Origin of the sequence: Rugamonas rivuli (assembly GCF_009380165.1) — a bacterium.
GTDB lineage: Bacteria > Pseudomonadota > Gammaproteobacteria > Burkholderiales > Burkholderiaceae_D > Rugamonas > Rugamonas rivuli.
This window is the reverse complement of sequence record NZ_WHUF01000001.1, coordinates 958,937-971,156: the sequence shown is the minus strand read 5'-3', so window position 1 is coordinate 971,156 and position 12,220 is coordinate 958,937. Positions and strand designations below refer to the sequence as shown.

Below are 12,220 nucleotides of genomic sequence, written 5' to 3'. Positions count from 1 at the left end.
GCGGCTTAGCTGAGTGCCTGATAGCGCTCGTTGCCGAAGCGGATGATCGCCTTGACGCCGCGGCGCAGCGTGAAGATGTCGTCGGATATGTAGCCGATGCGGATGTAGCCCGGCATGCCGAGCGCCTCGCCGGGCATCAGCGCGACGCCGCATTCGCTCAGCAGCTGTTCGGCGAACTGGGTGGTGTCCATGGTCAGGGCCGAGATGTCGCCCCACAGGTAGGGGCCGGAAGCGGGGCAGTGCATGCGCAGCCAGGGCAGGCCTTGCACCAGGTCCAGCACCAGGTCGCGGCGCTGGCGGTATTCGCTCAGCATGGCCGAGGGCTCGCCCGATTCGAAGGCGGCCGCCAGTGCCAGCTGCATCAGCATCGGCGCGGCGGCGGTGATCGGGCCTTGCAGCGTTTCCATGGCCGTCACCAGCGCGGCCGGCGCCACCGCGAAGCCCGCGCGCCAGCCCATCATGGCATAGCTTTGCGAGGCCGAGTAGATGGTGACGATGCCGATATCCTGCCAGTCCGGCCGCGCGGCCAGGCTGATATGGGTGCCTTCGAAGATCAGCTTTTCGTAGCTCTCGTCGACGATGGCGCGGGTGCCGGTGCGTTTCAGCCAGGCGGCGATGCGGTCGGCTTCGTCCGCGCTCAAAACGGCGCCGGTGGGGTTGTGCGGATTGTTGATGATGAGGATCTTGGCCGGCGGCAGGCTGTCGAGCAGCTCGTCGGTGATGGCGCCGGGCAGGTCGACCAGCACCGGCTCCAGTCCCAGCAGCCGGCAGGTGGCGACATAGGCCGGCCAGTGCGGCTTGAAGATGATGACGGCGTCGCCCGGATCGGCCATCACGTACAGCGCCTGATACAGCGCCTGCTTGGCGCCGTTGGTGACGATGATCTCGTCGGCGCTGGCGGCGATGCCGTTCTCGTTCACCACTTTGGCGGCGAGGCGGGCGCGGATGGCGGCGTCGCCGCCGACGGTGGTGTAGTGCAGGGCCGGCAGTTCCAGCCCGTCGCGCACCGCCTGCAGCACGCTGTCGGGCGCCTGGAAGTGCGAGATCGCGATGGAGAAATCAATGACGTTTTCGCCGCGCGCCTTCATGGCGTCGACCCGGCCGTGCATGGCGGTGGTAGCCAGCGGGCGGGAGCGGCCAATGCGTTGTGAAGTTTCCATACAAAATGTCTCTATGGCAAATGTTTCGATTTGTCATTTTACTTCAGATACGCAAGTCGGTACGCACGCATGACATACATATTTGCCTGGTGGTATCCTTGGTCACTTAACCAATGAGGAAGCCTCAATAATCTTATGCAGCTGACAATAAAAACACTGGCCCAGGCGCTTGCGCTGGCCTTCGTTGCCACCGGCGCCGCGCAAGCGGAAGAGATCATCAAGATCGGCCACGTGGCGGCGACTTCGGGCGCCATCGCCCATCTGGGCAAGGACAATGAAAACGGCGCCCGCATGGCGGTCGACGAGCTCAACGCCAAGGGCGTGGTCATCGGCGGCAAGAAATACAAGATCGTGCTGCAGGCGGAGGATGACGCCGCCGATCCCAAGCAGGGCACGGCCGCCGCGCAAAAACTGGTGGACGCCAGGGTGAACGGCGTGATCGGCCACGAGACCTCGGGCACCACGATCCCGGCTTCCCGTATCTATCACGATGCCGGGATACCGCAGATTTCGCCGTCGGCCACCAATCCGCAGTACACGCGCCAGCGCTACAACACCGCCTTCCGCAACATCGCCAACGACGAGCAGCTGGGTTCCGCGCTGGCCCGCTATGCGATGCAGAACGTCAAGGCCAAGCGCATCGCCGTGATCGACGACCGCACCGCCTACGGCAAGGGGCTGGCCGACGAATTCATCAAGAACATCAAGCACGGCGGGGCGGCGACGGGCACGACCGTCGTATCGACCCAGTTCACCAACGACAAGGCCACCGACTTCAGCGCCATCCTCACCGCCATCAAGGCGACCAAGCCGGATATGGTCTTCTTCGGCGGCATGGATGCGGTGGCGGGGCCGATGCTGCGCCAGATGAAGCAGCTGGCCATCCCGATCAAGTTCATGGGTGGCGACGGCATGTGTTCGGATTCGGTGCCGCGCCTGGCGGGCGACGCCATGAGCGACGGCCAGGTGATTTGCGCGGAAGCGGGCGGCGTCGAGCCGTCGCAGGAAAAGGGCATGGCCGATTTCCGCGTGGCGTATCAGAAGAAGTACGGCATCGGCGTGCAGACCTACGCGCCGTACACTTACGACGCGCTGATGACGATGGTGGAGGCGATGCAGAAGGCTGGCTCGCCGGACCCGGCGCGCTACCTGCCGGCGCTGGCCGGGATCACGCACAAGGGCGTCACCGGCAACATCACCTTCGATGCGCGCGGCGACGTCAAGGACGGCGTGCTGACCATCTTCACCTTCCGCAACGGCAAGCGCGAGAAGGTGACGGTCATGAAATAAACTCCGGGGATTTTTAGCCGTCCGACGGGCCGCCCGGGCCGCCACGGCCTGGTCCGCCCGGACCTTGCGGCGGGCCGAAGCGCGGCTCGTTGTTCGACTCGGGCGCCGTCGCCGGACCGCCCAGGCGGTAGGACAGGCCCACGTAGAACACCCGGCCGTCGAAGCGGCGGGTGCTGGTCTCACGCAGCGTGGCGCTGTTGATGACGGTCTCCATCTTGTTGGTGCTGAACAGATCGGTCACGGTGCCGACCAGGCTCAGACGCGGCGTCACGGCCTGGCGCACGCTCAGGTTGAAGGTGTTGTTCGGCGAGCGGTAGCCCTGGCCGGACAGCGTCTTGCCCTGCATCTGCAAGGCCATCTGTACTTGCGTGGCGGCGCTGTATGCATAGTTCAGGCGCACGCGGCCGCTCAGCGAATTGGCGGTGCGGGTGACGAGCGCGCCGGTGTCGTCCTGCGTGGTCTGCTGGCTGCGCGCCAGGTTGCCGCTGGAGTTCAGCGTCAGCGACGGCGTCAGCTTGCCGCTGACCGTGAACTCCAGGCCGCTCGAATGGCTGCCTTCGCCGTTCTGGCGCGTAGTCAGCAACACGTTGTTGGCGATGAAGGTGCGGTAGTCGACGATGGCGTCGGTGTCCTTGCGGTAGTAGCCGCGCAGATTGGTTTCCAGCCCGGCCACTTTGGTCTCGTAGCCCACTTCGAACGAATCGGTCTTGGTCGGCTTCAGCATCGGATTGCCGGACGAGACGTTGAACTCGTCGCGATACACCACATACGGATTGAGGTCGTTGGCGTTCGGACGGCGGATGCGGCGCGCGTACGAGAAGCGCATATTGGCATCCTCGGTCGCCTTGTAGGTGGCGAACAGGCTCGGGATGAAGTTGGTGTAGCTGTTCTTGGCCTCGGTGCCGCTGGTGATCTGGTGGATATCCATGTCGGTGTACTCGGTGCGCAAGCCGCCCAGCACGCCCCAGCGGTCGTTCAGCTTGAGCTGGTAAGAGCCGTACAGCGCGACCACGGTTTCTTCCAGGTCGAAGCGGTTGCTGCGCGCCGGATTGACCACGGCCGCCGAGGTCTGCGGATTGATGTCGGTGTACAGCGTGTCGAAGTTGTTCTTGTTGGTGGCGACCTTGTAGCCTGCCTTCAGGCTACCGCCGGCCAGCGGCCGCTCGTAGTCGCCGGTGAAGTCGACGATGTGGGTGCTGGTGTCGTTGCGCTGATGGGCGCGCGTGTCCGGCAAGTTGCCGCTGGCGTAGTCGTTGGCGTAGGCGCTGTTGCTGTCGTTCTCGGAGGCCGACACGCGCAGGTCGATCTTCAGCGTTTCGTTGGGCAGCTGGCCTTTGTGGTCGTAACGCGTGCCCCAGCTGAAGTTCTTGGCGTCGCCTTCGCGCGCGGTGGTGCGCACGTAGTCGGTGGCGGGGAAGCCGGCGGTGGCGCCGTTCAGGTAGTGGTCGATGCCGCGCTGGTCGTTGCCGCGTGCCATGTAGTTGGCGCTGGCGGTCAGCGTGTCGCTCTGGTCCAGGTTGTAGCTGACGGTGCCGTTGACGCCGCCCATGTCGTTCAGGCCTGCGCCGGACGAAGTCTGGCTGCTGTGCACGAAATTGCCGGTGGCCGGATCGAGACGGTCGCGGCTGACGATGGCGGTCGAGTTGCGGCCGTCATGGCGCACGTTGACGCCGCCCTGGAAGCCCCACGGTCCTTCGTTGTAGCTGCCCGATGCGGCGCTGTTGTAGCGCCCGGCATAACCGGCGTTGGCGTTGACGTTGGCGAAGCCGCCCGGCTTGCGGTTGCGGCGCATCACCAGGTTGAGGATGGGGCCGCCGCCGGCTTCATTGCCGAACTGTGCGCCGGGATTGTTGATGACCTCGACGGATTCGATATCGTCGGCATTCATCGCCTGCAGCGTGGGGCCGCGGTTATCGCCCTGCAGCATGGCGGACGGCTTGCCGTCGACCAGGATCTGCACATTGGAACTGCCGCGCAGCGTCACGGTGCCGTCGGGGTCCACGGCCACCGAGGGCACGTTGTTCAGCGCGTCGGCGGCGGTGCCGTTGGTGCTGCTGATGTCGGACTTGACGTCGTACACCTGGCGGTCGATGCGGTTGGTCGGACGCTCGCCGGCCACCGTCACCGACGGCACCACCGGCGCGGCCTCCTTGGGCTTGGCGGAGGTGGCGGGCTTGGCCGGGGTGGCTTGACCCTGGGCCTGGGGCTGAGTCTGGGCAAGGGCGGTCAACGGCGCGGCGAGGCAGGCGGTCAGAAAAATCTTGTGCATGGTTGGGCGGGCCATCGCGATGGCGCCGTCGGGGTCGTCATTGAAAGGGTGCCATTTTACAGTTGAACTCAACTAAGAATGATTGCCATTTACAATACTTTACTTATCAGCACATGCCCGGGCTAAAATAGCGCTTCACATAGGAGACTCACATGGCACGCGGTACCGCCCACATCGGCAAGGATAGTTACCAAACGAAGATAGAAGTCGGCGGACACGCGCTGGTCGGCGACGAGCCGGAGCGCAACGGCGGCCACGACGCCGGCCCGGCCCCGTACGATTTCGTGCTGGCCGGCCTGGGTTCCTGCACCGCCATCACGCTGCGCATGTATGCGGACCGCAAGCAGTGGCCGCTGGACGCGGTCGATGTCGGCCTGCACCTGAGTCCGGGCGACGACGGCCTCATGCAGATCAAGCGCACGCTGTCGTTCACCGGCGCGCTGGATGCCGAGCAAAAAAACCGCCTCGCGGAAATCGCCGAGAAGACGCCGGTGACGCTGACACTGAAGGCCGGCATGGCCATCGCCACCTCGATCATCTAGGCAGCGGTATCGCTCTCCCGACCATCCGGCCTCTGCGCCGGATTTTTTTTGCCGGTGCGGGAACTGATGAGCGGCTGGCCGGTCTAACCCAGGCAAGCTGAGATCACTTGGGAGAGAAATATGGATACGATGAAACGATGGGCGGGGCTGTTGGCAGCCGCCGCGGGTTGCGCCGTGCAGGCCGCGCCGGACAATGGCGTCATGACCTTTCCGCACGTGAATGTCGTCAGGCAGGCGGCCCCGCCGCCGCAACAGACGGCGTCCGGACTCAAGGCCTACAAAGACCCCGTCACCGGCCAGCTGGTCGAGCCCAGTCCGGAGCAGGCGGCCGATCTGGATGCCGCGATCCGCGCCAGCAACGCCGGCAGGTTGCGCGCCACCAGTCCCGGCATCGTCCACCCGCCGCAGGGCGGCATCGGCGTCGTGCTCGATGAATCGCACACCCATTACGCTGTCGCGCGCAAGACGCCCGCCGCACGGGGAGAACAAAAATGAAACGCATGCTGCCCATCTTCATCGCAGCGTTGGCGCTGCTGTGCTCGTCGCCAGGCTGGGCCGCGGCGACCATCACCATCGTCAACGCGGACAGCCCCGGCGTGGGCTTCAACGATGTGACCACGGTGGCGCCGGTCGGCGGCAACACCGGCACCACGCTGGGCGCCCAGCGCCTGAACGCCTTCCAGGCCGCCGCCGGCAAATGGGGCGCCACGCTCACCAGCACCGTGCCGATCCGCATTCTCGCCACCTGGCAAGCCTTGCCCTGCGACGCCGGCGGCGCTGTGCTCGGCTCCGCCGGTGCGCTGGAGGTATTCCGCGACTTCCCCGGCGCACCGGTGGCCAACGCCTGGTTCAGCAAGGCGGAAACCAATAAATACGTCGGCGAGGACGTCGATCCCGACACGGCGGACATCCGCGCGCGCTTCAATATCAACCTTGGCAAGCCGGGCTGCCTCACCGGCTCGCCGTTCTACCTGGGCCTGGACAACAAGCATGGCGCACAGATCGATCTGGTGACGGTACTGCAGCACGAGTTCGCCCACGGCCTCGGCTTCCAGACCTTTACCGACGCCCAAACCGGCGAACAACTGGAAGGCTACCCCAGCATCTGGGACTACTTCCTGCTAGACACCGGCACCGGCAAACTGTGGAAGGACATGAGCGACGCCGAGCGCGTGGCGTCGGCCGTCAAGTCCGGCAAGCTGGTGTGGAACGGCTCCAACGTCAAGGCGGCCGCGCAGACGGTGCTGCAGCAAGGCACGCCGGTGTTGACGGTGCTGGCGCCGGCCAGCGTGGCCGGCGTTATCCAGGTCGGCACGGCCGCCTTCGGGCCGGTGCTTGCCAGCCCGGGCGTGACGGGCGAGGTGATGCCGGTGGTGGACATGCCGGACGGCCGTGGCCTGGCTTGCGATCCGCTGTCGGCCAACAACGCCGCCGCCGTCAGCGGCCATATCGCGCTGATCGATCGCGGTACCTGCACCTTCGTGATCAAGGTCAGGAACGCGCAGAGCGCCGGCGCCATCGGCGTCATCATCGCCGACAATGTGGCCGGTGCGCCGCCGCCCGGCCTGGGCGGCACCGATCCTTCGATCACGATTCCGGCGGTGCGCATTACGCTCGACGACGGCAACCGGCTCAAGGCCGCGCTGGCCGCCCGGTCGCGCCAGCATTCCGGCGTGTTTGCCAACCTGGGCGTCAACCTGGCGATACGCGCGGGTGCGGACGCGGCGGGCAGAGTGCTGATGTATGCGCCCAATCCCAGCCAGCCGGGATCGTCCGTATCGCACTACGACACCAGCGCCTTCCCCAACCAGCTGATGGAGCCGTCCATCAATGGCGACTTGTCGCATGACGTGGCGCCGCCGCGCGACCTGACCTTCCCGCTGCTCAGGGATATCGGCTGGTAGCGGCCTTAGGCCTGGCCGGCCTGGCTGCCCAGCTGCCGCCGGTACTGGCCCGGCGACGTGGCGAACCAGCGCTGGCATGCGCGGCAGAAGGTGCTCTGGTCGGCAAAGCCCAGCATGAAGGCGACCTGGCCGAGCACGATCTGCTCCTGCGCCAGGAACTGGCGGGCCAGGTCGCGCCGGGTGTCGTCCAGCAGTTGCTGGAACGACGTGCCTTCATCTTGCAGGCGGCGCTGCAAGGTGCGTTCGCTGATGTTCAGCGCGGCGGCTGCGGCGGCGCGCGGCGGGTCGCCGTCCGGCAGGCTGCGCACGATCAGCTCGCGTACGCGTGAGGTCAGCTTGTCCTTGTCCATCTGCTGGAGGAATTCTGCTGCGTAGCGCTCGTGCACCTCGGCCAGGCGCGGATTGGACGCGGGCAGCGGCGCGTCCAGGTCGGCGGTCGCGAACAGGATGCCGTTGCTTGCCGCGCTGAAGCGCAACGGTCCGGCGAAGGAGCGCGCGTGCGCCTGCGTGCTGCCCGGTTCCTCGTGCGTCAGCTCGATGCCGATCGGGTTGATGGTGCGGCCGGCGATCCAGCGGCACACGTTGAGGATGGTAATCAGCACGAACTCGAAACGCTGGCGCGGCACCGGCAGGCTGCTGCCGGCGATGAACAGCCGCAGCCACTCGCCGCCGCGCGCATCGGCCTCCATCGTGAAACTGGCGGCATCGCTGACGATGCGCACATAGCGTATGAAGCGGTGTAAGGCCGCGCGCATGGTCGGCGCCGTCATCATCGTATAGGTGAGCAGGTCCAGCATCGCCGGCCGCGGGTTTTCCTGCGACTCCAGCGCGACCGCTTCGTTGCCGGTGGCGGCGGTGATGACATTCCACAGCATGCTCAATTGATCGCTGTCGAAACGATGGTGCGGATCCTGCATGGCGCTGGTGTCGATGCCGGCGTCGGTGAAGATGCGGTGCGGGTCCATGCCGATGGAGGTCAGCATCTCCCATATGCCGTTCAGCCACGTACCTGCCGTGGTGAGTTGACTCATGTGGTCTCCTGTTGCGTATCCGCGGCTTTTGGCGCCGCTGTCTTCTTCAAACAATAAGCTGGCTTCTGCGGCAAAGACGCGGCGCCCGCGCCAGCCTACAGTGGGTTCCATTATGGCAGGCATGGAGACATGATGGTAGAAGAATGCAACAGCCCGGTACCGGGACAGATGATGCGCCGCCCTTTGTTGATCTCGTCGCTGCTGCGGCATGCGGACCGCTATTTCGGCCAGCGCGAGATCGTCAGCCGCAACGAGGACGGCAGCATCCACCGCTACACGTGGCGCGACTGCCACACCCGCACGCGGCGCATGGCCAATGCCTTGTCGGCGCTGGGCATACGCATGGGCGAGCGGGTCGCCACGCTGGCCTGGAACGGCTACCGGCATCTTGAGCTGTACTACGCCGTCTCCGGATCGGGCGCGGTGCTGCATACGTTGAACCCGCGTTTGCATCCAGAGCAGCTGGCCTGGATCATCAACGACGCCGACGACAAGCTGGTGTTCTTCGAGCGCTCCTTCCTGCCGCTGATCGCCGCCATTGCGCCGCTGTGTCCTTCGGTGCAAGCCTTCATCATGCTCGGTTCCCGCGCCGACCTGCCGGCCCACGCCTCGATGATGACCTACGAAGAGCTGATCGGCGCCCACGGCGGCGACTACACCTGGCCGGTGTTCGAGGAAGACGCCGCTTCCAGCCTGTGCTACACCTCCGGCACCACGGGCCATCCCAAGGGCGTGCTGTATTCGCACCGCTCCACCATCCTGCATTCGTATTCGTCGGTGATGCCGGACGCGATGAACATCTCGGCGCGCGATTGCGTGATGCCGGTGGTGCCCATGTTCCATGTGAACGCCTGGGGCTTGCCCTACACCTGCGCGCTGGCCGGCGCCAAGCTGGTGCTGCCCGGCTGCGCGCTGGATGGCCGCTCTCTCTATCAGCTGTTCGAAGAGGAGGGCGTCACCTTCTCGGCCGGCGTGCCGACCATCTGGATGGGACTGCTGGACCACGTGCGCGCCAACGGCCTCCGCTTTTCCACCTTCAAGCGCACCATGATCGGCGGGGCCGCGTGCCCGCCGGCGATGAGCGACGCCTTCCGCGACGACTACGGCATCGACGTGGTGCACGCCTTCGGCATGACCGAACTATCACCGCTGGCCACCACCTGCACGCTGCAGGCGCAGCACATGTCGATGACCAAGGCCGAAAAGCGCCGCGTGCTGCAGGCGCAAGGCCATGTGCTGTATGGCGTCGACATGAAGGTCATCGACGACGACGGTGCAGAACTGCCCTGGGACGGCGAATCCTCGGGCCACCTGATGATGCGCGGCCAGTGGGTGATGGACTCCTACTTCAAGCAGCCTCCCGGCGGCGCCCTGCGCGACGGCTGGTTCCCCACCGGCGACGTGGCGGTCATCGACGCCGACGGCTATATGCGCATCACGGACCGCAGCAAGGACGTCATCAAGTCCGGCGGCGAATGGATAGGCTCCATCGAACTGGAAAACATCGCCATGACGCACGAGGCGGTGCGGCTGGCCGCGTGCATCGGCGTCAGCCACCCCAAGTGGGACGAGCGCCCCTTGCTGGTGGTGGTGCGCAAGCAGGGCGCGGTGCTGGACCGCGACACGCTGCTCGGCTTCTACGAAGGAAAAATCGCCCGCTGGTGGACGCCCGACGACGTGGTGTTCGTCGACGCGCTGCCGATAGGCCCGACCGGCAAGGTGCTGAAGAACCGCATCCGCGAGCAGTTCCGCGACCACCGCCTGCCCACCGTGCGCGCGTAGCGCCAACCGAATGAATAGTCCCTGCCGATCCCCACGGCCAGGGATGTGCGGTGCCGGGGAAACCAAAACAATCATAAAAGAAGGAGACATGTATGCGATATACCAAAGAACTCTGCGGGACGATGGCCGCGCTGGGCCTGGCCGTCACCGCGCAAGCGCAGCAAAGCGACGATCAGGGCGACACCGCGCGCGTGGTCGTCACGGCGCAAAAGCGTGAGCAGCTGCTGCAGGACGTGCCGGTGTCCGTCAGCGCCATCAATTCCGACTCGCTGAAGAGCGCCAAGATCGACACCGGCACCGAAATCGCGCGCCAGGTGGCGAACCTGCGCGTATCGGTGCTGGGCGATGAATCGCAGCCCAAGTTCTCGCTGCGCGGCATCTCCACGCCGGAGTTCAACCTGAACGCCATCTCGCCCACCGGTATCTTCTTCGATGAAGTCTACGTCGGCGCACCGTTCCTGGGCGGCGCACAGATTTTCGACGTCGAGCGGGTCGAGGTGCTGCGCGGGCCGCAGGGCACGCTGTTCGGCAAAAACACCACGGCGGGCGCGGTCAACTTCATCTCCAAGAAGCCTACCTTCCGCCAGAACGGCGACCTGACGGTGGGCTACGGCAGCCACAATCTGAAGGAAGCCAAAGGCGCCATCGAAGTGCCGCTGATCGAGGACCGCCTGAGCGCGCGCTTCGCCTTCACCGCCGCGCATTCGGACGGCTACATCGAGAACGTCAACCCGGCCGGCCACGACCTGTCGAACATCGACCGCAAGGCGGCGCGCCTGACGCTGGCCTACAAGGACGGCGACGGCTGGAACGGCACGCTGCGCCTGTTCGGCGTCAACAACAATCCCGAGGCGGTCGGCGCGGTCAACGAGGGCAGCGGACCTGGCGGCCTGAATGCCAACGGCCGCAATCCGCGCATCAATCCCTACACCGGCCAGCCGCTGTCGCTGCACCAGGTGGCGACCGACCGTTCCGGCGTGATCGAAGTACGCGGCAGCGGCGGCTACCTCACCATCAACAAGAACACGGACCTCGGCACCTTCACCTCGATCACCTCCTACGTCGACGGCCGCTTCTACAACCTGGTGGACGCCGACGGCACCATCGATCCGCTGCTGCACATCGACTTCAGCTCCAAGACCCGCGAGATCAGCCAGGATCTGCGTTTCACCACTGCGCTGGACGGCCCGCTCCAGCTGATCGCCGGCCTGTATCACCAGCGCGACGACATCGATATCGGCACCACCTACACCATCTTCGGCGGCCCGCCGGTGCTGCCCATCCTGCGCCAGAGCTACAACCAGGGTCGCCGTTCGTACGCCGCCTACGCCGACGGCACCTATGAGCTGAGCAAAATCCTCACCCTGTACGGCGGCCTGCGCTACACCCGCGACGAGGGGCGGCTGAATAACTTCAAGGTCGACCCGGTGATACCGCAGCAGGGACAACTGAGCTACAACGACGGCAAGCCGACGGGCCGTATCGGCATGAGCGCGCAGCTGGACAAGGACGTCATGGTGTTCGGCCACTATGCGCGCGGCTACCGCAGCAGCGCCTTCAACGGCGGCACGCTGACCAACGTCGCCGACCTGAATGTGGCCAAGCCGGAAGACCTGAACTCCTTCGAAGCCGGCATCAAGACCCAGCTGTTCGACCGCAAGCTGACGCTGAACGCCTCCGCCTTTCTGTACAACTTCAAGAACCAGCAGTTCCTGAACGTGGTGGGCATCGGCACGCAGCAGCTGGTCAACGCAGGCTCCTCGCGCATCACCGGCACCGAGATCGAAGCGATCTACGTGCCGACCCGCAGCCTGCGCCTGTCGGCCGGCGTGGGCCTGCTGAACGCTTCCTACCGCGAGCTGCTCATCAACGGCGTCGACCTGTCCGGTAAGCGCATGATCGAAGCGCCGCGCTACACGGCCAACGCCGCCGCAGACTACCGCGTGGCGGCCGGCGCGTGGTCGCTCAACTTCCACGCCGACGCCACGCTGGTGGGCGAGCAGTACTTCATCGCCGCCAACACGCAGCCGTCGCGCGTCGGGCAATCGCGCGATGTCGCCGCCCGCGTCTCGCTGACCAGCCCATCGAAGAAGTACGAGTACGCGATCTACGGCAAAAACCTGACCGATAACCAGGTCGCCACCGGCATCGTGCTCGATCCGACTTCCGCCACCCGCTTCACCACCATGCCGTATCCTCGCCGTTACGGGATCGAAGCCTCGGTCCGATTCTAAGGGAGGTC

General features: G+C 65.6%; 9 protein-coding genes. 6 read left to right on the top strand and 3 right to left on the bottom strand.

The features are described 5' to 3' along the window. Positions 1-5: 5 nt before the first annotated feature. A complete protein-coding gene (locus tag GEV01_RS04110) occupies positions 6-1,160 on the bottom strand; it encodes a pyridoxal phosphate-dependent aminotransferase (protein ID WP_152801896.1) in 1,155 nt (384 codons plus the stop codon). 135 nt (positions 1,161-1,295) lie between these two features. Between GEV01_RS04110 and GEV01_RS04105 the strand changes: the two genes are divergently transcribed. Next, positions 1,296-2,450: a branched-chain amino acid ABC transporter substrate-binding protein gene (locus tag GEV01_RS04105; RefSeq protein ID WP_152801894.1), complete on the top strand. Its 1,155-nt coding sequence runs from the start codon at positions 1,296-1,298 to the stop codon at positions 2,448-2,450. A gap of 13 nt (positions 2,451-2,463) precedes the next feature. On the opposite strand, the gene GEV01_RS04100 is transcribed toward GEV01_RS04105, so the two are convergent. Beyond that, positions 2,464-4,719, bottom strand: a complete 2,256-nt coding sequence (locus GEV01_RS04100) for a TonB-dependent receptor domain-containing protein (RefSeq protein ID WP_152801892.1) — start codon at positions 4,717-4,719, stop codon at positions 2,464-2,466. A 152-nt stretch (positions 4,720-4,871) separates the two neighbouring features. Between GEV01_RS04100 and GEV01_RS04095 the strand changes: the two genes are divergently transcribed. From GEV01_RS04095 to GEV01_RS31395, 3 genes are all read left to right on the top strand, one after another. After that, on the top strand, positions 4,872-5,261 hold the full coding sequence (locus GEV01_RS04095; protein WP_152801890.1) for an OsmC family protein: 390 nt from the start codon (positions 4,872-4,874) through the stop codon (positions 5,259-5,261). Positions 5,262-5,390: 129 nt separating this feature from the next. Then, positions 5,391-5,756, top strand: coding sequence for a post-PEP-CTERM-1 domain-containing protein (locus tag GEV01_RS04090; RefSeq protein ID WP_152801888.1), 366 nt, complete (start codon positions 5,391-5,393; stop codon positions 5,754-5,756). Next, positions 5,753-7,165, top strand: a complete 1,413-nt coding sequence (locus GEV01_RS31395) for a PA domain-containing protein (RefSeq protein ID WP_152801887.1) — start codon at positions 5,753-5,755, stop codon at positions 7,163-7,165. The genes GEV01_RS04090 and GEV01_RS31395 overlap by 4 nt, the downstream gene beginning before the upstream one ends. 5 nt (positions 7,166-7,170) lie before the next feature. Here GEV01_RS31395 and GEV01_RS04080 read toward each other — a convergent pair whose 3' ends face one another. Beyond that, positions 7,171-8,196 carry an AraC family transcriptional regulator gene (locus GEV01_RS04080; RefSeq protein WP_175022908.1) on the bottom strand — a complete coding sequence of 342 codons (1,026 nt, stop codon included), beginning with the start codon at positions 8,194-8,196 and terminating at the stop codon, positions 7,171-7,173. Between the two features lie 132 nt (positions 8,197-8,328). Between GEV01_RS04080 and GEV01_RS04075 the strand changes: the two genes are divergently transcribed. Together GEV01_RS04075 and GEV01_RS04070 are read left to right on the top strand one after the other, a co-directional pair. Continuing rightward, positions 8,329-9,978: a 3-(methylthio)propionyl-CoA ligase gene (locus GEV01_RS04075; RefSeq protein ID WP_152802332.1), complete on the top strand. Its 1,650-nt coding sequence runs from the start codon at positions 8,329-8,331 to the stop codon at positions 9,976-9,978. Positions 9,979-10,070: 92 nt separating this feature from the next. Continuing rightward, positions 10,071-12,212, top strand: coding sequence for a TonB-dependent receptor (locus GEV01_RS04070; protein WP_152801883.1), 2,142 nt, complete (start codon positions 10,071-10,073; stop codon positions 12,210-12,212). The last annotated feature ends 8 nt before the right edge of the window (positions 12,213-12,220 follow it).